The sequence below is a fragment of the Rhizobium sp. S163 genome, assembly GCF_030380805.1.
GTDB lineage: Bacteria > Pseudomonadota > Alphaproteobacteria > Rhizobiales > Rhizobiaceae > Rhizobium.
On sequence record NZ_JAUDSA010000037.1, the window covers coordinates 131,405 to 151,782 of the forward strand.

The 20,378-nt window shown below is 57.4% G+C and carries 21 protein-coding genes; 14 read left to right on the forward strand and 7 right to left on the reverse strand.

Annotated features, from left to right (window positions below):
• Positions 1–42 precede the first annotated feature (42 nt).
• The gene (locus QTL96_RS27525) at positions 43–264 is read left to right on the forward strand and encodes a WGR domain-containing protein (RefSeq protein ID WP_354669159.1); all 222 of its coding nucleotides are present in this window, start codon (positions 43–45) and stop codon (positions 262–264) included.
• A 67-nt stretch (positions 265–331) separates the two neighbouring features.
• Here the strand turns inward: QTL96_RS27525 and QTL96_RS27530 are convergent, their stop codons facing one another.
• Positions 332–640, reverse strand: a complete 309-nt coding sequence (locus QTL96_RS27530; protein WP_112821437.1) for a DUF736 domain-containing protein — start codon at positions 638–640, stop codon at positions 332–334.
• 1,433 nt (positions 641–2,073) lie between these two features.
• Here QTL96_RS27530 and QTL96_RS27535 point away from each other — a divergent pair.
• The 11 genes from QTL96_RS27535 to QTL96_RS27585 all read left to right on the forward strand — a co-directional run bounded on the left by QTL96_RS27535 (position 2,074) and on the right by QTL96_RS27585 (position 13,308).
• Positions 2,074–3,117: an ABC transporter substrate-binding protein gene (locus tag QTL96_RS27535; RefSeq protein ID WP_289729951.1), complete on the forward strand. Its 1,044-nt coding sequence runs from the start codon at positions 2,074–2,076 to the stop codon at positions 3,115–3,117.
• Positions 3,118–3,217: 100 nt separating this feature from the next.
• Positions 3,218–4,021, forward strand: coding sequence for an ABC transporter permease (locus QTL96_RS27540; protein WP_289730166.1), 804 nt, complete (start codon positions 3,218–3,220; stop codon positions 4,019–4,021).
• A gap of 1 nt (position 4,022) precedes the next feature.
• A complete protein-coding gene (locus QTL96_RS27545) occupies positions 4,023–4,823 on the forward strand; it encodes an ABC transporter permease (RefSeq protein WP_289729952.1) in 801 nt (266 codons plus the stop codon).
• A complete protein-coding gene (locus QTL96_RS27550) occupies positions 4,820–5,908 on the forward strand; it encodes an ABC transporter ATP-binding protein (protein ID WP_289729953.1) in 1,089 nt (362 codons plus the stop codon). The genes QTL96_RS27545 and QTL96_RS27550 overlap by 4 nt, the downstream gene beginning before the upstream one ends.
• A gap of 118 nt (positions 5,909–6,026) precedes the next feature.
• Positions 6,027–6,893 (forward strand): TauD/TfdA family dioxygenase, encoded by an 867-nt coding sequence (locus tag QTL96_RS27555; RefSeq protein ID WP_112944693.1) that lies wholly within the window; start codon positions 6,027–6,029, stop codon positions 6,891–6,893.
• Between the two features lie 25 nt (positions 6,894–6,918).
• Positions 6,919–7,602, forward strand: coding sequence for an RraA family protein (locus tag QTL96_RS27560; protein WP_289729954.1), 684 nt, complete (start codon positions 6,919–6,921; stop codon positions 7,600–7,602).
• Entirely contained in the window at positions 7,565–8,419 is an 855-nt protein-coding gene (locus QTL96_RS27565) for a carbon-nitrogen hydrolase family protein (protein WP_113198274.1), read from the forward strand. The genes QTL96_RS27560 and QTL96_RS27565 overlap by 38 nt, the downstream gene beginning before the upstream one ends.
• Positions 8,420–8,512: 93 nt before the next feature.
• Positions 8,513–9,580 carry an ornithine cyclodeaminase gene (locus QTL96_RS27570; RefSeq protein WP_289729955.1) on the forward strand — a complete coding sequence of 356 codons (1,068 nt, stop codon included), beginning with the start codon at positions 8,513–8,515 and terminating at the stop codon, positions 9,578–9,580.
• A gap of 6 nt (positions 9,581–9,586) precedes the next feature.
• Positions 9,587–10,945 (forward strand): MmgE/PrpD family protein, encoded by a 1,359-nt coding sequence (locus QTL96_RS27575; protein ID WP_113198272.1) that lies wholly within the window; start codon positions 9,587–9,589, stop codon positions 10,943–10,945.
• Between the two features lie 461 nt (positions 10,946–11,406).
• Positions 11,407–11,946 (forward strand): hypothetical protein, encoded by a 540-nt coding sequence (locus QTL96_RS27580; RefSeq protein WP_289729956.1) that lies wholly within the window; start codon positions 11,407–11,409, stop codon positions 11,944–11,946.
• Between the two features lie 117 nt (positions 11,947–12,063).
• On the forward strand, positions 12,064–13,308 hold the full coding sequence (locus tag QTL96_RS27585) for an adenylate/guanylate cyclase domain-containing protein (RefSeq protein WP_289730167.1): 1,245 nt from the start codon (positions 12,064–12,066) through the stop codon (positions 13,306–13,308).
• Positions 13,309–13,514: 206 nt separating this feature from the next.
• Here the strand turns inward: QTL96_RS27585 and QTL96_RS27590 are convergent, their stop codons facing one another.
• From QTL96_RS27590 to QTL96_RS27615, 6 genes are read right to left on the reverse strand one after another with little or no spacing between them, the layout of a single operon-like run.
• Positions 13,515–14,207, reverse strand: a complete 693-nt coding sequence (locus QTL96_RS27590) for an amino acid ABC transporter permease (protein ID WP_113198270.1) — start codon at positions 14,205–14,207, stop codon at positions 13,515–13,517.
• Between the two features lie 18 nt (positions 14,208–14,225).
• On the reverse strand, positions 14,226–14,933 hold the full coding sequence (locus QTL96_RS27595; RefSeq protein ID WP_113198269.1) for an amino acid ABC transporter permease: 708 nt from the start codon (positions 14,931–14,933) through the stop codon (positions 14,226–14,228).
• A 57-nt stretch (positions 14,934–14,990) separates the two neighbouring features.
• Complete coding sequence (locus QTL96_RS27600; RefSeq protein ID WP_112944685.1) at positions 14,991–15,809, reverse strand: transporter substrate-binding domain-containing protein; 819 nt, start codon at positions 15,807–15,809, stop codon at positions 14,991–14,993.
• A gap of 16 nt (positions 15,810–15,825) precedes the next feature.
• Positions 15,826–16,566, reverse strand: a complete 741-nt coding sequence (locus QTL96_RS27605) for an amino acid ABC transporter ATP-binding protein (RefSeq protein ID WP_289729957.1) — start codon at positions 16,564–16,566, stop codon at positions 15,826–15,828.
• A gap of 8 nt (positions 16,567–16,574) precedes the next feature.
• A complete protein-coding gene (locus QTL96_RS27610) occupies positions 16,575–18,050 on the reverse strand; it encodes an NAD(P)/FAD-dependent oxidoreductase (protein WP_289729958.1) in 1,476 nt (491 codons plus the stop codon).
• Position 18,051: 1 nt separating this feature from the next.
• Entirely contained in the window at positions 18,052–19,044 is a 993-nt protein-coding gene (locus QTL96_RS27615; protein ID WP_289730168.1) for a LysR family transcriptional regulator, read from the reverse strand.
• Positions 19,045–19,200: 156 nt separating this feature from the next.
• Here QTL96_RS27615 and QTL96_RS27620 point away from each other — a divergent pair, with 156 nt between their 5' ends.
• Together QTL96_RS27620 and QTL96_RS27625 are read left to right on the forward strand one after the other, a co-directional pair.
• Positions 19,201–19,683: a hypothetical protein gene (locus QTL96_RS27620; protein WP_289729959.1), complete on the forward strand. Its 483-nt coding sequence runs from the start codon at positions 19,201–19,203 to the stop codon at positions 19,681–19,683.
• Positions 19,680–20,255: a peroxidase-related enzyme gene (locus QTL96_RS27625; RefSeq protein ID WP_289729960.1), complete on the forward strand. Its 576-nt coding sequence runs from the start codon at positions 19,680–19,682 to the stop codon at positions 20,253–20,255. Before QTL96_RS27620 ends, QTL96_RS27625 begins: the two co-directional genes overlap by 4 nt.
• Positions 20,256–20,378: the final 123 nt, after the last annotated feature.

A 20,378-nucleotide genomic window follows, 5' to 3' on the forward strand; every position in this document is an offset into this window, starting at 1 on the left:
TCCTACCACCTTTACATCGAACGCAGGGATGCCAACAGGAACATGGCACGTTTCTACGCGCTCTCAATCGAGCCAACCCTGTTCGGCGACGCATGCCTCACCCGACGGTGGGGACGCATTGGGAGCAGAGGTCAGGCCATGACCCACCAGTTTGAACACGAACAGGATGCAGTGCGCCTCTTTCTCGATCTACTCAGGCACAAGCGTCGTCGCGGATATCGCACATTGGCTCCTTCCGATGTCCACGAAGCGGCGTTCCCTTGAATGTGCGACTACCCCGAAGTGTCAGTTGCAACGCTCCGGAGTAGCTGGCCGCAAAGGCGATCTCAGATCAGTCTCGGTTCGGGCGGGACCAGATGAGCTTGAAATCGTCCTCTCCCTCTACGTCTGCAAGCGTTGCGTAAATTGGAGCGGCGAAACTAGGATCATCAAGCTTGATCGACAGATAGTCTCGGCCTTGGTCCGATGTCTTTTTCCATGCTGCTCCAAACTCAACGCCGCCTGAGTAAACCCTGTATTGGGGTCCTTTTTCAGAGGGGCTTTCAACTCGGTCGATGCGTGCCTTGATATTCATTGCCAGCGTACGAATAGAGCCGGTATAGCCGCTCTCGGTAGCGGCAAAAGTCCCAATCGTTGCCATTCTTCGTTCCTTTCAATTTTGGTGCTCCGGACTTTGCGCCGGGAGCTGTTGGAAAGGACCAGCGACAGCCAGCCCACCGATATAAAGGCGCAAGGGCGCTAAGAACGGCAAGTCGCAGATCTGCGAGTGGCGTCCTGATTGAACGTACGACATGAGCGGGATCCGCGTTGGTAGCAACTGATTTGTCAGGAGACATACTTGGATCCGCGTAAAGCAAACCAACTCATCTCCTGCAGATGGCGGAGACGTCCCACGTTCCCAACGCCAAAAATTCGGGAAGGTTTCTCGGGACGAATTTCAATCTGAGTAAGCGAGGAGATCGCAGACCAACGAGTTTGGCGCGATCGGTGGTGTCGATTTTTTCTTAGGTCGCGGTGCTGTGATCAGGATGAGCAACACCGTAATCGTTGCCAGGCACTATGAAGCGGTCTACGCTTTTTCCTTCACACGAGAGAAGAAATTCTGTTTTCGCCAAGGCGTCAGCTCTTGGCGACTGGTCCCGCCGATCCGAAGGTTCGGGTCCAAGGGCGCAATTATACGTCGCTGACGCAACGCAGGGCTTGCGACCGTACTCATGGTCCCGGGCTTTCACTTGTCTCTTGGTTTCACTCTTGGGAAGGCGCAGATCTTAGAATGGCCCACGCCGTTGCCCTCGACACCAAGGTGGGCTGGTCATTCGCCAGCGCAGTCTGGACACCTTGAAAGCGTCCCTCGTGACCGGTGCGATTTTGACGAGATGGATCGGTGACCGCACGGGCTATAGCTTTTGCCTTCATCCGCTCCGACGCCGCTGCGCATCAGGCCTCCTCGACCCTATCGCGAGACTGTCGCCGATCGTCTTTTCTCCAGTATCTGGTTCCCCTGCCCCATGGATGAACGCATGACGGGAACCGGGCGTATTTGCCTTGGGCGGCCAATTTACCGGGGAAAATTGACGGCTAGCCTCAGATGCACGGGCCAAACAATGGAAGGACCACCTGGGATGTCGTCCGAAAACACTCGCGAATGCCTGATCGCTTGACGCTGGAACAGCAAGCAGTCTTCCGCTGAAAAGCGCTTTAGAGGAGGACACCGCCAGTCGCTTCTCCTCGGCACGCTAGCCGAGCAAGCGATCAGCTTGGCGGCGCAACAAGCCGAGGTTTGACATTTAACTCACACGCGATGACCTCATTAGGCAGCATTTTGACGTGTGTGACAAAGGGTCGAAATCAATGTGCAACGGCATGGATCGAGCGCCCCGCCATCAGGTAAACGCCGGCTATCGCATCCAGGGATGCTACGCTCTCGGGATCTGCCGCGACGACAGAACGACGCTCGTTAGCCTCGCTTTCACTTATAGGATCAGCGAATGAATCGTCGCAATACGCTATTGGACCCTCGTCGCGCAGATGACGACCTTTCGTGCGGGAACAACGTCAATAGCGAGATCAACCATGGGAAAAATTCTGGCCGCCACTACAGTCGCGATATCGAGCCTCTGCCTGGCTCCGGCACTTCGCGCTGAGACCCTAATCGTCAATAGCTATGGGGGTCCTTACGAAGCCATCATCCGGCGCGCGATCATTGAACCGTTCGAACAACAGACAGGTATAGATGTCGTCTACGATGCTGTCGGTGCAGCGTCACAGGACTATGCAAAGATCAAGGCAACCAAGGGGCGCCCCGGTTTTGACGTTGCGGTGATGACAGCCTCTCAATCGTTACAGGGCTGTCAAGATGGTGTCTTAGAACGGCTTGATCCCGCAGCCATTCCAAACCTTCGCTATGTGGCATCCAAACTTGCCAAGTCGGCGGGCCCGTGCGGCGCTGTTCATGAGCTGCAGTACATGTCGCTCCTGTACCGGACCGATAAGATGGAGTCGCCTCCCCGATCGTGGTCTGCGCTTGCATCACCAGAACTCAACGGCAGGATCGTGTTGCCGACATTCCAGAATATCATGGCGCTATATCTGGTCGAGATCTTCGCGACGATGAACGGCGGTGATTTGACGGGGAACCTCGATCCGGGCTTCAAGGCGATGTCAGACGTGGCAAGGCAGTCAATCGGATTTGAGCAGAGCTCGGCAATATTAGAAAGCTATATCAAGGACGGTACGGTCTGGGCCATGCCGTTCTGGAACGGACGCGCTCAGTTGCTGGTCGACAGTGGTTTGCCGGTCGACTACGTCCGACCGATTGAAGGGACCATTCCCCTGATCGCGACGCTCAACATTCCCGTCGCAGCCGAACACAAGGCGTCTGCGAGAAAATTTATCGACTTCTTCCTTGAGAAGACCAGTCAGGAGGCGTGGGTTAGCGCCTATAAGGTTGGCAGTGCCCGCACAGATATCAACGTTCCAGACGATGTGAGAGCACGCCAGATCACGACTGAAGCTGACCTCGAAAGCCTACTCTTGCCTGATCTCTCCGTCGTTGCCGCACGCTTACGAGAGTGGGGAGAGCAATGGGAGCGTGAAGTTGTCGCGCGTCAGGAGTGAGGAAGCGAACATGACCATACTCGCACTAGATCTCCCCGGCCCGCGACGCAGCCCACGCCAGGGCCTTGTACCGGCTTTCGGGCTATCGCCCGCCGGCCTGATGCTTGTCTTCTTCTTTGCTCTGCCCATGGGGATGATGATCGGGACAAGCTTTCACGATCCGTCCTCCGGCGCCCTAAGCTTCCAAGCTTATGAACGGTTTTTGAATGACGGTTTGACACTGAAAGGCTTCTGGCGAACCGCCATTATGTCGTGTCTCGTGGCCGTGGCGGCGACTGCGCTCGCCTATCCACTTGCCTACTTTCTTGCACGTTCGAAAAGCAGATTTCGCATCATCGTTTTTGCGCTTGCACTTGCTCCGGAACTCGCAGGGGTCGTGTTGCGAACCTATGGATGGCTAATTATCCTGGAAGATCGCGGCTTCATCAACGACATCCTTCTGCACTGGGGTCTTATCGATGAGCCGTTACGTTTATCAAAGAACCTCTTTGCCGTGGTTGTGGGTCTCACTCATGTTGTGCTGCCATTTGCAATTCTGTCGCTGACAACAAGCATTCAAGGGATAGATGAAAATCTCGAACGTGCGGCTCAGATGCTTGGGGCAAACCGGCTGTCGGTCATCAGAATGATCCTCGTGCCATTGTCAGTGCCCGGCATTGTCAGCGCGCTCCTGTTGTCGTTTACGATGGCAGCAAGCGCCTATGCGACCCCTGCGCTTCTTGGAGGGGCTGGGTTCAAGGTCCTGGCGACCATGATATCCGAACAGGTGCTCTTCTACGTAGACTGGTCGTTCGCGGCAGTCATGGCAAACGCATTGCTCGTCCTAATGCTTGTTGTCTCCTACGCCGGATTGAACTTCGAGACACGACTGCGCGACAGGCGCGGTGTAAAGCGGGAAGGTTGAAATGAATCGCTTGATCTCCTTTTCTTTTTGGTTTGCCCTCGTGTTCGTTCTGGCATTCATCACGCTACCATTGCTGGTGGTCGTCGCTGCATCGCTAAGCCCGACTGCCGATGTCACCTTCAGGCCTTCAGCATGGACGCTTCGCTGGTATCAGGACCTCATTTCACAACGATGGCTAGCGCCGTTCGCACTGAGTGTGAAAATCGCAATAGCCGTGTCGCTGATAAGTGGCATCATCGGCACACTTGCCGCCTACAGGGCCTTCGAGCGCATACCAGGAGGCAGCGCAGTCATGGCGGCGCTTTTGTCGCCGCTTTCAGTTCCACAGATTGTCAAAGGGGTCGCGATCGTTCTGTTCCTCTCAGTCCTTGGCCTGCAGCCTCTGCTGGGAACACCGTCCTTGATCGCCGCCCATTGTGTGCTCGCACTTCCATTCGTGATCAGGATGGCCGCCACTGCGATCGCGAATTTCGACGGCAACCTTGATCGGGCGGGTCAAGTCCTTGGTGCCAGTCGCTGGCAGCGCGCACGATATATTCTCCTTCCGGCGATCAAGCCGGGCGTTCTGTCCGGCATGACATTCGCGTTTATCATCTCCTTCAACAACATCCCATTGTCTGTGTTTCTCGTACGTCCTGGAGACACGACGCTTCCCATAACCGTGATCAATTACCTCGAATACAGTCTCGATCCGGTCCTGGCCGCAGTCAATGTAGCGTCGATGATCTTCATTCTCTTCGTCATCCTCGCATTCGAAAAATTTGGTGGGTTCTCCGCCCAGCTTCATGGAGGCAGCAAATGAGCGAACTTGATATCGAACTGGTTTGTGTAACCAAGTCATTTGGGGCGATTTCGGTTGTGAGGGACATCGACCTTCAGATCCCGAAGGGCGAGTTCGTCAGCATCCTCGGACCGTCCGGCTGTGGCAAGACCACGACACTCAACATGATTGCCGGCTTCAATCAGCCAAGCCGGGGAGACATCCGAATACGTGGTCGAAGTCAGGTAAATGTCCCACCAGAAGGGCGAAATATCGGGCTTGTGTTCCAGAACTATGCGCTCTTTCCTCATATGACCGTGGCTGAGAATGTTGCATTCGGCCTCAAGATGAAACGTACCCCCAAGATCGAAATCGCATCAATCGTGCAAAGCAGCCTGCGTAGTGTGCATCTTGAACAACTGGCTGACCGCTACCCGAAGGAACTGTCTGGTGGACAACAGCAGCGTGTTGCTCTCGCCCGCGCTTTGGCACCCAGACCGTCCGTTCTTCTTCTGGACGAGCCACTGTCGAACCTCGACCTGAAACTGCGAGAATCAATGCGCGGCGAACTGAAGGACATACAGCGCGAGCTCAACATGACGTTTGTCTATGTCACCCACGATCAGGAAGAAGCGATGGCGATGTCAGACCGCATCGTGGTCATGTCGAACGGCGTCATCGCCCAGCAGGGAAAGCCGGAGGCACTCTACCGACATCCAGTTTCAACCTTCGTGGCGGACTTTATCGGCCGGTCAAACATCATCAGTGTTGAAAGGATGGTGAAGCGATCGGGAGGTTACGAGGTGTTGGTCACCGGCAGCGAAATTACATTGCGGGCAGCAGTTGCGCCTGCTCAGGCAACGCCACAGTACGGTGTCATCCGCCTCGAGGATGTCCTAGTGTTGGGCGACACACCATTGGCGGCTCAAGACAACCTCAACGTTCTGGAAGGTCGACTTGATCGCGTCACAAATCTCGGTGCATCCCTGGAGTTGTCAATCCAGATTTCCTCGGGCCTTTCTCTCTGCGCAGCCATCCGATCGGCTGAGGCAGGCATTCTGCCGGCAACAGGCAAACCGATACGGCTTGGGATTGATCCTTCGGCTGTCACGCTCCTGAAAGAGTAGCGATCAGTCGATAACGCTCGGTTATCAATGCAACCGCTTCCTTATTGGAGCAGGCCTTACCCTCCGAAATAGGATCAGGACGGCCTCGCAACGAGGCTCATCCGCAGGAGATACGAGAATGCTGACAAGAGAAAAAATCACCGCAATCCAGCATGACAGCAATGTCTGCGCCGACATCGTCGGTTTCGACTTCGATCGCTACGACGAGCAAGATATCAAGGAGATCCGCAGATACTGGCTCCAGTACGGGGTCATTCGCTTTAAGCATACCCGCATCACCGACGATCAGCAGGTCAAGTTCTCGCGACACTTCGGTGAGTTCGTTATTCATCCAAAGCAGCTGCAGGAGGGGGGCCACCCGTCCCACCCGGAAATCCTGGTAATCAGCAACGCGATGAAGGATGGCAAACCAAGCGGCGCGATGGGCAACAGCGAAGCGACTTGGCACACCGATACCTGGTTCTATGAGAAGCCGCCTGCAGGTGCCATTCTACGCGCCGTAACAATCCCCCCTTCGGGCGGAGATACGTACTTCCTGTCCACCTACATTGCCTATGAGACCCTGCCAGCGGCGCTGAAAACAGCGATCGATGGCCGACAGATTTTCTTCCAGAACGTTTATGACAAGACCGGGAAGATCAGACTTGGGAAAGCGGAGCCAACCAGCAAAGACTTTCGAGAATGGAGCGGCATTGTCCACCCTCTCGTACGCACACACGGCGAGACCGGAAGAAAGGCGCTTTACTTGGGTGGCACATCGGACGGCGCATGGATTGTCGGCATGAGCATCGATGAAAGCAATGCCATACTCGCAGAGCTGTGGGACCATACGACGAACGGAAGGCATGTTTTCGTTCAGAGCTGGGACGAAGGAGACATCATGATGTGGGATAATCGGTGCACCATGCACCGACGCGATTCATTCGATCCGTCCTTTGTTCGCGTTATGCACCGCACGACGACATCCGGCGAACGCCCGATCTAAGCCAAACAAGAAGAGGTTCTCGGCCATGGCTGGACTTTATCGGCTCGTTGAGCGACATCCACCCCTGCCATCAGAGTTGGTTGAGCTCTTGTCTCTGGTCGAGACGGCTACGATCGGCCACACCGAGCATCTCGGGTTCGTTGGAGCCGGTATCGTTCCGCTATTACCGGCTCGTATTGCCGGGGTGGCGGTGACCGTCGCGGCACCTGGCCGCGACGGGGCCATCATCTACCGCGCGGTCGACCAACTTTTGCCAGGGGATGTTTTGGTTATTTCTCGCGTCGACAGCGACGACATCGCCTGTGTTGGTGGAGGTGTCGCCACGGCCGTCAAGGCCAAGGGAGCAGCAGGAATCATAATCGATGGGCCTTGTACCGACCCTGAAGAGATCATTGGTACGGGGCTGCCGGTGTGGTGCAGAGGCACGTCTTCAAAAACCACCAACCGTCAGTTCAGTATCGGGGGATCGCTCAATGTCCCGGTTGCTTGCGGCCGAACCGCAATCCTACCGGGCTATGCCGTCCTTGCGGACTGCTGCGGTGTCTTCGCAACTGAGCGTCAGTCTATGCGGTCAATTGCTGAGGACGCTCTCGCTCGCCAGAAACGCTCCACGCTGATCCGCGCCCACCTCGCCGCGGGTCATTCAATATTCGATTTCAAGGAACCAGCACGTGAAAATCGCATTGATTCAGATGAGCTCTCAGCCTGATCTTCGCCGCAACTTGGCAGAGGTCGAACGCTTGATGACCGAAGCAGTTGCCGGTCGTCCCGACCTCATCGTTCTTCCTGAGCATTTTGATTGGATGGGAGGATCTTCCGACGATAAACGCGCCGCGGCCGATTTCGTACCGGGGGGTAAGGCATATGATTGTGTCCAGGATATCGCGCGGCGACACCGCGTCTTTGTTCACGCCGGCAGCCTCATGGAGCGATGCGTCCAAAGCGGCAAAGTGTTCAACACGACTGTCATTTTCGATGCTGAAGGAAGTCAAGTCGGAGCATATCGCAAGATCCATCTCTTCGACATTACCACACCAAATGGAGCTCGGTATGCTGAGTCCTCGGTCGTCACAGCAGGAGATAATCTTCTGATCTATGAGCTGAACGGGTGGAAGATCGGATGCGCGATCTGCTACGATTTGCGCTTCTCAAGCCTCTTCGATCGGCTGGTACAAGAGACCGTGGACATCTTCATTCTCCCTGCCGCGTTCACACGACAGACCGGGGAGGCTCATTGGGAGGTCTTGTGCCGCGCAAGAGCGATCGAGTATCAGGCTTTCTTTGTGGCGTGCGGCCAATGTGGCAGCTACCCTTCTTTGAATGGTGAACCTCGAGAAACATTTGGAACATCGCTGGTCGTTGATCCCTGGGGCGAGGTCATCGCAAATGCGGGTCAAAAGCCATGCGTCCTTCATGTCACTCTTGACCGAAAGCGACTTGATCACGTGAGAGAGCTAATCCCCATGACAAGCCAGCGTGTCGACATGAACACGATGCGGATGCATGTCCGCCCCTCCAGCGGATAACACTATCCGCCGGCCCAAAAACTTCATCAAGATTTACTCCTACCTTATCCCGGCTCGTCCTAACCTTCCCGTCCAAACGAGGAGGTACCGGAGATGCAAGCAACTTATGCTCTAAACACGGGCGCACCGTTCCTTTCTGCAGCCGCACTTCGCGATGCTGGCGCCGAGTTGGATACAGGTGAGATGCTCGCAGCCATGGACAACGCTTGGGCGGATATTCGCTCCGGCATAGCATTCGGATCAAAGGCGGTCCTGTCCCTCCCGGAGGAAGACTTCTGGCGCGATGGCGCCGTTGCACACCGCAAGGAGGAGTTTGCGAACGAAAGATTGGGTTGGAAGCTTTCATGCCTCTACAGTGTCAATGAGCGCTACGGGGGAGTGAAAATAATTGGCGCCAACGCGTTTAATCGACAGCTGGGACTACCACGCTCGACCTCAACGATCGTTCTGATGGAAAAGAAGACGTTACGGGTAGTTACGGTGATGGATGGGACCGGTATTTCTGCTCGCCGCACAGGCAGCTATGCCACGATGGTGATGGATGCTTTTTGCCGCCAAGATAGACCTGTATCGGTTCTGCTTTTCGGAACGGGCCCGACGGCCCGTGCTGTCGTGGAATGTCTCGGTTTCCGTTGTGCCGACCGCATCGGCAAACTCGCAATCCAGGGCCGATCAATTGATCGGGTGTTACAGTTTATCGAAGCGATCGATTTTCCAAATAGGCTGGACATTCAACCAGCCGAAGAAACATCGCTCGCGGAAAGTGATTTCATTATCACTGCGACAAACGCTCGTGCCCCGATTTTTGCCGGAGATGCATTGGCGCGTGACGCAGTCAGTCTGCATCTTGGCGGGGACGAAGTCCCGGAGAGTTACCTGCAACGGGTGTTGCGGACCGGCTTGGTCGTCTGCGACGATCTCCGCACTGTATCTCATCGGAACTCGCAGAGCATTGCGCTGCATTTTTCCCGGCGTGGTCTTTCCCTGGACGAGGTGGGGCCGCTCCTCGGGCTACATGATCTGACAATGGCGGGAGCCCCCCCTGCCCGGCACAAGGGACCTGTTTGCGTCACGTGTGTCGGACTACCAATGCTCGATCTCTACGCGGCCCAGGCTACCTACGAAAAGTATTGCCGGCGCACCGCATTGGATCAAAGGTGACCGGCCATGTTGATATCGCAGCTGCTTGCCAGGCACATAGCGGACGTCGCCCAACAAGGACCGCCGCCAGAAACGACCGACACCGCACTTCGTCTCGTGCTGGACGTGGTGGGAGCAGGAGCGGCCGGCGCGATCTGCAATGGTCCACGTGCTGCGCGCCGTTCCGTTGGGGCGGTTTTCGGTGCAGGCGACGCGCCGATCTGGTTTTGCGGCACCGGCTCGACCGTGTCCGGGGCCGTGCTTTGCAACGTGGCCGCGAGTTGTGCACTTGATGTCGACGATGGCCACAGAGCTGCACGCGGGCACCCAGGAGCAGCGGTTGTTGCGACAGCTCTCGCTCTTGCACAATTGCATGATCATCCCGCCGGTCGGTTCTTGGCTGCGATTGTCGCGGGCTACGACGTTGGGGTTAGGATTGCAGCGGCACAAAATCCGGCCGGGATTGCAACACGGCAGTCAGGTCGATGGGCAGGGCTCGCGTGCGTCGCAACGGCTGCGGCATTCTTGGGACACGGCCCAGGGGTGATTTCGCAGGCTCTTTCGATCGCCGGCGTACTTGCACCCAACCAGCAAGCCAATGGCAGTTCCGGATACGCGTTGCTTACCGGAAACGATGTAAAAGAAGGCATAGCGTGGAGCAGCGTCACAGGCTTGATGGCGCTGGAATTGGCCTCGAATGGACATACTGGCCCTGAAGATTTCCTCGACCATCCAAGCTTCTACAACGGCGAGAGCATTCTATCTGAGCTGGGAAATCGGTGGGAAGTGAACGGCCTCTATTTGAAACCTTACGCCTGTTGTCGCTACATTCATCCTGCTCTCGACCGGCTTTGCGACCTGGTCAACCAACACGATATCGCCGTTGATGACGTCTGTAAGATTGAGGTCGAAACCTTCGCCTGGGCAACCAAACTCGGCAACCGAACCAATCCTGACAATCTGATCGAGGTGCAGTACAGCCTCCCTTATTGCCTGGCAGTGGCGATCGTCGACGGCCCCAAGGCGCTCCTCCCTCCCCGTCTGGATTGTCTGGGCCGCCCCGACATCGAAGCAGTCGCAGAGAAGGTCACGATATCGGTACGCGACGATATCGACGCCCTGTTCCCCTCTGAAACACTGGCGATCGTCAGTGTCGAGACCAGCACCACGCGCGTGACATCGACGATTGGAGCTCCCTTCGGCGATCCACGCTGTCCTATGCTTTGGCCAGATGTCGAAGAGAAATTTCGTATGTTAACGAGAGGCGTCCTTGCTACCCAGCAACAGCAACAGATTGTCGACGCCGTGCTTGCGCTTGCATCCGGAGATGTGTCACCGCTGCTCATTGCACTGAAGTCGACAACTTTCGATGCACACTCTCAATGAGAATTAACTCGTCTCGCGCAGCCTTAACTGGCAGCTCGCAGGCGAGAATTTGGTCAGCTGTCGACGATTGCGGAACCAACAATTGAGATAATTTCTCCGCCCAGCTCGGCGTTGCGTTGTTTTGTCTGTAAGAATACGGCGCGGCAACGTGAATGACCGGCGGCGATATAGGCGCCTGATGGCCGGAGTGAGCTATGGATAGGGAGAGTGGCACACCGCGCGGACGCCGCGCAAGGCAGGGCGCGGCTTCATTTCGCAAGAGATAGCCATCGCGCGCGGGATTGAAGCGCCGGACTGGATGCTGTAGAGCACTCTTCGTGCGTTTCGTGAAAAAGTTCTACGGTCGCCGCGGGCTGTTGATGTCAACGATCCATCATCGCAGTGACAAACTCTGGCTTTAAGTCGAGCTGAGAGAATGCTGCATACTGTATTTATCCATTGCTGAAGCGGAGCATCCTGCGTTGAGAAGACCAACACGCCAGTTCACCGTCGAGGTCAGGTCGTCAAATCGTCGATCGTCCCTCAAGCCAACCTCGATATGGGGTGATATTGACCTGAAGGCACTCGCGCGTGAAGCCGAAGCTGAAATTCCAAGTGATCGGCGCCCGGTACCGCCGCCAGTTCATCCCGTCGGAGAAGTGGTCCTGAATGAGACGGTGGCGCCTGCGCCTACTCCCCCCGCAGATGACAATCAGGCCGCAGTGCAAAACGCGGCTGGAGCTGGCGTTTCAAGTGTAGCGATTGCTAGCGAGACCGACGTCGCTTTGCCCGTCCAGGTCGCAGTCGTCAGCGAAGAGCCGACGGCACAGGTGGCTCGGCCCCGCAAGACCAAGCCTCGGCGACGTCCGGCTCAAACGCTAGAAGCTGTGCCCGCTGTTGAGGCTGTCGACCAAACTGATGTTGACTGGCTGCTAGCCGAAAATCAAAAGCTCAAATTGCTGCTCCGCCAGAAGCTGATGCAAGACAACGCATTACTGCGAGACATGTTGAAACGGAATTGAGCCTGACACGAGCGCGCTCGTTCTTCGGCGGGACGACCCTATCACCTGTCGACGTGGCGGGGGTCGGCTGGCGTTCGTCTAAACCGTTACTGGACGATCGGGTTAGCGCAGTTGAGTGTGACGGTGCAAAGGCTCTCCGTCGCATTTCCTTTTGACGAAGAAGGGATGACCGTGGAAGGCTTGCAGAATGTCATCGACTGGCTGATCGCAGAGGGCATCTCCAGCCGAAGCATCGACCAGATCATGGAGGGACTTGGGCCGCGCTTACTTGCTTTGGGATATCCCATTGCCCGGGCTTCAATCGCAATGCCATCCATTGACCCGATGCACAGAGGATACTCGGTCGTGTGGTCGCCGGGCTCCGCAATATCGATTGATACCCAAGGCCATGATGATGCTGGCCAGGCGATGTTTGAGCGATCGCCGATCTATCACCTTCTGACGAATGATCTTCTGCAAGGTCGGTGGCAATTACCGACGAATGGCCCTGGAACCTTTCCGTTGTTCGACGACCTGGCGGCACTCGGCGCCACTGACTATGTCATCAGGCTTGCGGAATTTCCCGGGGATATCGCACTTGGAGGTGTCGCGTTTTCTCTCGCCGCGAACGCTGTGGGAGGGTTCTCGGACGAACAGATAACAGGGATCGCCCGATTGCTGCCCGCTCTCGCGCTTGCCTGCTATCGGGTTGCGACAACCCGGATCGCCACCGACATGCTGGCAGTCTACACCGGCACACGAACGAGCGGCCGCATCTTGAGTGGCCAGACCCGCCGAGGGGATGGCACCTCCATCTACGCGGCAATTTTATTTGCTGATCTCAAGGACTTCACTTCACTGAATGAGCGTTGGCCGCCTGAAAGAATCGTGGGGTGGCTTAACGAACATTTCGAGGCAATTGCGGGTCCCGTGGAAGACAATAGCGGCGAGATCCTGAAATTCATGGGCGATAGCTTGCTGGCGATTTTTCCGAGCGAGCTTGAGGACCCATCTATCGCCTGTGGTCACGCTCTCGCATCGGCTTTAGAGGCAGTGAAGGCCAATCAACGGCTAAACGCAAGCCGTGCTGCGCGAGGTGAACCCATGCTGCACGTCGATATCGTCTTGCACGTTGGCGAGGTTTTCTACGGCAATATCGGCGCCTCTCGCCGTCTCGATTTCACGGCAATTGGCCGGGCCGTCAACGAGGCAGCCCGGATGGAGAAGATTGCTGATGTCGTGGAACGCAACGTTCTTGCGTCAGCGCCGTTTGTCGCCAAGCAATCGGCGGCACGCTTTGAAAGCGCGGGTTTCTTCGCCCTAAAGGGCGTCGCAAAACCAATGGAGGTCTTTGCCTGGATGGAGGAGGCCGAAGATCATTGATCATCGGCCGGTCGGGACGACAAAGCCCCAACCCTATCGACTTGCAAGGGCCACCGACAGACTGCTGCGACCGTGCCTTGCAAATTCAAAGCTGTTGCTGCTTCCTGATCGACGCGCCGAAGCGTCGGCCGCGATGTCCGTCGATCGATGACGAATTATCTTTAAATTCGTAAGGGCGCACGATGCAACAAATGCCAAAGCCCTATCTACGTACGCACCCTCAAAGCCCGCTCTGTCCTGTCGGCGATCTGGGTGACAGCGTAGGCGATCGCCATGTAGATCACGACGGCGACCAGGAAGGCTTCGAGGTAGTAGAAATTCAGGGCCGCTGTCAGCTGGGACTGCGCGAAAATGTCCACGACTTCGATCGCGAACCCAAGTGACAGCGCCTTCATGATCACCATGAACGAATTTGCAAGATCAGGGATCGCGGCGACGATGACCTGGGGTAGCATGACGCGGCGGAAGAGTTGGAACTTCCTGTAGCCCAGCGAATAGGCTGCATCCGCCTGGCCAGTATCGAACGAGTTCAATGCTCCCTTAACGACTTCCGCCTGGAAGGCCGCAACACACGCTGTTAGCGCCACGATCAGCGTCACCCAATTTGGGGTAGAGTGGCCGTTGTAATCGATGCCGGCGAGCGCGGCGAGCGTGTGCAAGGTCGATGGAAGGCCGTAATAGGCGAGGAAGATAACGATCACCATCGGCACGCCCTTGAAGACGACCTTGTAGGCTACGACGAATTGGCGAAGCACCGGAATCTTCCGGTATTCGACCATAGCGAACAGGCTACCGACGATCGTGGATAGCACGAAGATGGCAAGCGCCATGGCAAGCGTGAGCGGCACTGCACCCAGGATTTCATAGAAATCAGGAAGAAGAACTTCACTGTCGAACATGATGGCTCCCTTCCCTGATCAGATACTCGCCATCAGCGGCGTGGCGACGGTCTTGTCGTTTGAGGCATACTTTCCAGAGCGGCGTTCGAAGAAGCGTACGATCGCCCAGGCGACGAGACACAGCACCGAATAAAGCACAGCAAGCACGAGGTAGGTCTCGAACTGGTACTGGTTGTAATCGCGTTCCATCACAAGATGGGCCGTCGCCATCACGTCGGCCGCTCCGATATACATGACGAGCGCTACGTTATGGATGAGGTAGATGATCGCGTTGCCGTAGCCGGGAAGCGCTATATGGAGCGCTTGCGGCGCGATAACGCGTACCAGCTTGCGTCGGAATGTATAACCAAGGCTGTCGGCTGCATCGTGTTGCCCGCGATCGACAGCGAGATATGCGGGACGCATCACCTCGGAGAGGTAGCCGCCGTGGTAGAGGCTGAGGCCGAGCATGGCGGCGATCGTCGGCGAAACGAAGTCTTCGACGCCGAAACCGTCGACCAGCACTGGAAGGCCGTAGAAGGCGACGAAGAGCTGAAGGACAACGGGAACGCTGCGGGCGTAGGAAACGTAGAGATCAGCCAGTTGGCTGATCACAGGCACTCTGCGCACTCGAAAAGTCGTTGTGATCAATGCCAGTATGAAGCCGGCGGCCATGGCCGTGAACGTGATCGCAAGCGTCAGCGGCAATGCCGAGAGCAGCTCAGGGATCATTATGGAAAGGTCCACTTCGGAACACTCCTTCTTTCAGTCTGGGGCCTGGTCGCCGGCTTCGGTTGCCCGGCGTTACTTCATGTACGTGGTGATGTCCTCGCCGAACCACTTTTGCGAAAGCTTGGCGAGCGTGCCGTCGGCCTTGAGTTCCTTGAGGGCCTTGTCGATACCATCAGATAGCGCCTTGTTCTCCTCGGAACGGTGGATCAGGACGAAGGTCTCGTTGATCGCGACGGGTTCGCTTGCCTGTACCGCGAGCTTCTGCTCGTTGATGACAGTCTGTTCGCCGAGGTTTGACGGCAAAACCAGCGCGTCGTACTTGCCGTTCTCGACTTCCTTCAAGCGATCTGGGTAGGGAATGCCGGCACTCGAAGCGGTGACCTCGATCTTGTAGTCAGGGTTCTTTTCCTGCCATGCGGTGGCGAACTTGTAGATGCCGCCGCCGGCAGTTACCGGCACGATCTTCTTGCCGACCAAGTCCTTCATTTCCTTGATGCCGCTATCTTTGCGGCTGTAGATCTTGATCAGGCTGGCCCCGATCGGTGCTTCGGGAATGAGGAACTGCTTTTCGCGTGCCGGAGCGCGGTAGTAGCCGCCGGTGGCGATGTCGTACTTGCCGGTTGCAAGGCCTGTCTCCTGTGCGATGTCGGCAGCCCCTTCCATCACGAACTTGTACTGCGGCAGCTTGGCGTTGATGGCCTTCAAGACGTCCGGCTCATAACCCTGCGGCTCGACGCCGATCGCGCCCCAGGACAGCGGCTTGGATTCCGCTGACGTGGCGATTTTGATAGTGCGGACATCTTCGGCATACGACGCCGTTGCGAATGCGATCGCGACGCCTGCGACGGCGAGACCGAGACCACGGCGCGAGATTGAACTCATGGAAGACATTTCAGGCATCCTTTCTTTACTGGATCGCGCGTTCGGAATTCAGGAACTGTGCGAGACGGGGGTTGGAAGGCGTATCGAAGATTTCGGATGGGCTGCCATCGGCGGCAACGACGCCCCCATCCATGAAGACGATGCGGTTCGAGATATTCTTGGCGAACTGCATCTCGTGGGTAACGAGAAGCGAGGTAATGCCAGACGACGTGACGTCCTTGATCACCTTCAGCACTTCGTTGACGAGTTCGGGATCTAGCGAGGAGGTCGGCTCGTCGAAGAGCATGACATCGGGCTTGACCGCGAGCGCTCGGGCAATGCCCGTTCTCTGCAACTGGCCGCCGGAAAGCTGCGACGGATAATTGTCGAGCTTGTTCGAGAGGCCGACCCGCTCCAACTCCTGCAAGGCGATCGCACGGGCTTCGTCCTTCGACTTGCCCTGCACGACGACCAGCGGATCCATGACGTTCTGGATGACCGTCATGTTCTTGAAGACATTGAATTGCTGGAACACCATCGCCGTGCGCAGGCGGATCGCCTGGACGGCGGCCTTGTCGGGTCGCGCGAAATCCATCTGGATATTATCAAAGTCGATGGTTCCTGATGCCGGCTTGGCGAGATGATTGATACACTTCAGCAGTGTCGTCTTGCCGGTCCCGCTAGGCCCGATGATCGAAACGACATCGCCTCGTTTCACGGAGAGATCGACGCCGTTCAGGATCTGGGTGCTCCCATAGGATAGCTTCAGGTTCTTGATCTCGAGCATGGCGGGTCTCAGTTCCTTTGGGAAGTTAGTTCGGAAAGCGCTCCGGTATCGTCGTCGGCCCACTCGTCGCCGAGGAGTTCCGGTGTGTCGAAGGCCTGGAGGTTGGCGAAGTGGGCTTCACGGTCCTCAACAAAGAGCGACCTAGCGATGCCACGCGCCAGGCGGTCAGCACCTTCACTGATTGCTGGAATGTCGCCTGTTAGCTTGCCGTGGCTCAGGGTCGCCGGGAAGTTGAAGCAGTGGATCTTGGATAACGTCGGACACGACCCCGGTGCCTTTTCGAGAAACTCAAAAGCCTCTCCCAGATCAGGTGAACCCTCAAGCTCACCGTTTGCCATGCCCGGCGGCGTCGCGAAGCGGTCGCGCCAAAGCCGGATGTGCGGTTCGAAGCTTGCAAGTTCCGGCCGGTTGGCCAGATCGATCTTGAAACCCGTTCCAAAGATCAGGAAGTCGATGGAATAGCTGCCGCGCGGCGTGGTGGCGACGATATGGTCACCTTCCTGGCGCAGGACGTTGATCGGGCTGTCGAGGTGAAGGTGGGCGTGTTCGAAGGCGCTGACGCGAAGAACACTTGGGCGCGGCGGCGGCGTCTGCTGACCCATGGCGTAGTTCAGAAAGCGCCACTTCCATTCGTCCGGTAGGCCCGCGAAACCATGAACGACGCCCTGGCTGCCGATGCCAGTGAACTTGTTGATGGCTGGAAGCGTCTTGCGGCGCACGAACATGTCGAGGCGGGCGGCACCCGCTTCCAGCGCGCTTGCCGCGTTGTCCATGGCCGAGGCACCTGCCCCGATCACGCCCACTCGCTTGCCGCGCAGCGATCCAAAGTCGATTTCATCAGCCGTGTGAGCCCAGAACCGGCGGTCAATGCTTTTTGCAATCTCTGGAACGAACGGACCGCCAAGACCATCGCGCCCGGTTGCGAGGACCACGTGGCGGGCAACAATGATTTCCTCGTCACCGCCCTCATGGCAGGTGATATCGAGCATACCATCTTCGCGCGGGATGATTCTGTCGACGGAAACGCCGTTGCGCACCGGCAATTCGAGCACTTTCCGGTACCAGATTAGATAATCCATCCAGATCTCGCGCGGCGCACGGTCGAGCACGAGCCAGGCCTCGCGGCCAAAGCGCGCTTCGTAGTATGCGCGAAATGTGAGCGCGGGTAGACCCATTGCAGGACCGGTGAGCTGTTTGGGCGAACGCAAGGTTCGCATGCGGGCGAAGGTCACCCACGGCCCCTCCTGCCCCGCCACCGCCTTGTCGAGGACGAGATGATTGGCGACGCCGAGACGCTTCAGCATTCCCGAGGCGACGAGACCAGCCATCCCTCCCCCGATGACAACGACATCGACAACCCGCCGGCCATTGACGTCGCGCATGGGAACCCAGGATTTGGCCGGCAGCTCCAGCCAGGAGAGATCCTGGCGCAGGCGCTCTTCCAACCCAGCGAGATTGTCAGGATGTGCGGAAAGATCGCTCATGTCAGCGTTCCCTCTGAAATGGTGGCTTGCCGTAGACACTGTCGGCCAGCGCATCGCTGCCGTTTACTTCCAGCAGACGGCAGCCGGGCATCGTGAGCGACTGTACCCGCGCGGCGTCTATGACGGCAGAAACCGTCGGTGTAAGCGGCAGTGCGGCGGCAGAAATCGCTCCGAACAAAAACGAAATCTGTTGGTCGAGCCTGCGCATGACGACGCCCTCCAAGGGCACGCCGCAGACGGTGGCTGGCTCGACGATTGCGACACCTAAACCTGCGCGGACGAGCGACATCGCCGTCAGCGATGCGTTGACGTCGATGATCCGATCGGGGGCAACGCCGGCGCGCTCCAGCGCCTCGTCGACGCGGTGGCGCAGACGGTATGGGTTGGCGAGCGTAATCACCCGGTGAGCGGCAATATCCGTTAGGCGAACGATGTCCTCTCTTGCAAGCGGATCGTCGGCTCGGATGGCCACGACACAAGGCGCTTCGGCAATCCAGTGGATCTCAAGGCCTGGATGTTCGAGCGGTAAGCTCGATATGCCGAGATCCGCCGAACGCGCGATCACCGCCTGGACCACGTTCTCGGCTGCCAGCGATTGGACATGCAGATGGCGGGGGATGAGATCGGCGGGGAGCGCTGCCAAAGCCTGCGGGAGGATGCCCGCTGCCAGCGATGGGGTCGCCGCGACCGTCAGTGTCGACGGCTCGTCACGTCCAATCGCCTCGGCCCGCTCGCGGATGTGAATAAGGCTTGCAAGATGCCGTTCGACCTCCGCATGAAAACGCAGGCCCCTCGCTGTCGGCTGAATGCGTCCACTGCTTCGATGCAGCAGCGCGTAGCCGAGTTCCGCCTCCAGGTCCTGAATAAGCCTGCTGACGGCCGGTTGCGACCGACCGAGCAGGCGCGCAGCTCCGGTGACGGAGCCCGCGGACATCACAGCCGCGAAGGCCTCAAGTTGGCGAATGTCAAATGAGCTACTATGCATATCACACATCAACCATTGTCCATCATGCATTTAAAGCATGAGATTTCTATAAATGCACTTGAGAATAGATAATTATTTCGCATGAGGTTGAGAACCTCATGTTAATTTGACATGGATTCTGCGAGACCTGTTGGTTTATCTCCAGCGAAAGCAAAGGAGCCTCTTTTGACACTCATAGAAACGCTTGCCGATGTGAGACCTGGTTCGGCGCTGGCCGAAGCGATGGAGAAGCGCACGGAGATTTTGCGCCTCAGTGAGGCTGCGCATGACGCCGTACTGCTGCCTCGCGATCCCGGCGGGCTATCGCATGGATTGCGCGCAGCACTTGCGGCGCGCATGGCGCGGCACAATCGCAATGAGGCGCTCGCCGATCACTATGACGCATTGGTCGAGCGCGCCGCGGAAAAAGAGACGGCATTGCTGGCGCAACCGGGCACCAACGTCGACGATCCACGCACTTTGGAGATCGTCCGCCACGCAGACCGCCTTACCGTGGCGCCGCGTGAAGCCACGCGCGGTCACATTGAAGCGCTGCGAAGCGCGGGTATCACCGACGCCGACATCGTCCGTCTGTCGGAGCTTGCCGCCTTCGTAAACTATCAGGTGCGCGTCATTGCCGGCCTGACACTGATTGGAGCAGGAAAATGAGCGAGACAGTCCACAGCTTCACCACAACTGTTCCTCGCTGGCAGCCTTATGTCGTTCCTGTCGATATTGAGACTGCGACCGAAGAGCAGCGCGAGGCCATGCAGGTCACGCCTTCCAACAAGGGCATCTCAACTTACGTGCTGACACTTGCGCACGATCCTGAATCGCTTGCGGTTCGCTCGCCTCTGTTTAACCTCATCATGTACGGCAAAGACGGACTTTCGCTTGGCGAGCGCGAACTCGGCGCCACAGCGGCGTCGGTCGTCAACCGTTGCGTCTACTGTGCCGCCGTCCACGCGTCGCGGTTCATCAACTATACCAAACGCACCGACGTTATCGACGCGATCTTTAAGGACGAACTCGACGCGGAGCTTGACGAGCACCTGCAGGCGATCTTCGACTTTTCGGCGCATCTGTCAGCGACGCCTCCAGAAGCCACACAGGAAGACGCCCAGGATCTCGCTGACGTAGGGCTTTCTGAGCTCGAATCGCTGGATCTTGTCCTGTCGTCAGCGATCTTCGGCTGGGCGAACAGACTGATGCATACACTGGGCGAGCCGGTAAAGGACTAGGTTAGTTGCCAGGGTCCACCCCTCGAACGCGGATCCGCGCATGGCATGGACTGCTTGCTGTATTTGCAGCAGCCATGTGCGGTCGGCCCCGCCGGCGCCGGTGCCGTGCGTCGCAACCTTTTC

What these genes read in the sequence shown, in the direction of transcription:
- QTL96_RS27525 (WP_354669159.1), top strand. Translation starts at nt 43, where the DNA reads ATGGCACGTTTCTACGCGCTCTCAATCGAGCCAACCCTGTTCGGCGAC.
- QTL96_RS27530 (WP_112821437.1), bottom strand. Translation starts at nt 640, where the DNA reads ATGGCAACGATTGGGACTTTTGCCGCTACCGAGAGCGGCTATACCGGC.
- QTL96_RS27535 (WP_289729951.1), top strand. Translation starts at nt 2,074, where the DNA reads ATGGGAAAAATTCTGGCCGCCACTACAGTCGCGATATCGAGCCTCTGC.
- QTL96_RS27540 (WP_289730166.1), top strand. Translation starts at nt 3,218, where the DNA reads ATGCTTGTCTTCTTCTTTGCTCTGCCCATGGGGATGATGATCGGGACA.
- QTL96_RS27545 (WP_289729952.1), top strand. Translation starts at nt 4,023, where the DNA reads ATGAATCGCTTGATCTCCTTTTCTTTTTGGTTTGCCCTCGTGTTCGTT.
- QTL96_RS27550 (WP_289729953.1), top strand. Translation starts at nt 4,820, where the DNA reads ATGAGCGAACTTGATATCGAACTGGTTTGTGTAACCAAGTCATTTGGG.
- QTL96_RS27555 (WP_112944693.1), top strand. Translation starts at nt 6,027, where the DNA reads ATGCTGACAAGAGAAAAAATCACCGCAATCCAGCATGACAGCAATGTC.
- QTL96_RS27560 (WP_289729954.1), top strand. Translation starts at nt 6,919, where the DNA reads ATGGCTGGACTTTATCGGCTCGTTGAGCGACATCCACCCCTGCCATCA.
- QTL96_RS27570 (WP_289729955.1), top strand. Translation starts at nt 8,513, where the DNA reads ATGCAAGCAACTTATGCTCTAAACACGGGCGCACCGTTCCTTTCTGCA.
- QTL96_RS27575 (WP_113198272.1), top strand. Translation starts at nt 9,587, where the DNA reads ATGTTGATATCGCAGCTGCTTGCCAGGCACATAGCGGACGTCGCCCAA.
- QTL96_RS27590 (WP_113198270.1), bottom strand. Translation starts at nt 14,207, where the DNA reads ATGTTCGACAGTGAAGTTCTTCTTCCTGATTTCTATGAAATCCTGGGT.
- QTL96_RS27600 (WP_112944685.1), bottom strand. Translation starts at nt 15,809, where the DNA reads ATGTCTTCCATGAGTTCAATCTCGCGCCGTGGTCTCGGTCTCGCCGTC.
- QTL96_RS27605 (WP_289729957.1), bottom strand. Translation starts at nt 16,566, where the DNA reads ATGCTCGAGATCAAGAACCTGAAGCTATCCTATGGGAGCACCCAGATC.
- QTL96_RS27610 (WP_289729958.1), bottom strand. Translation starts at nt 18,050, where the DNA reads ATGAGCGATCTTTCCGCACATCCTGACAATCTCGCTGGGTTGGAAGAG.
- QTL96_RS27615 (WP_289730168.1), bottom strand. Translation starts at nt 19,044, where the DNA reads ATGTGTGATATGCATAGTAGCTCATTTGACATTCGCCAACTTGAGGCC.
- QTL96_RS27625 (WP_289729960.1), top strand. Translation starts at nt 19,680, where the DNA reads ATGAGCGAGACAGTCCACAGCTTCACCACAACTGTTCCTCGCTGGCAG.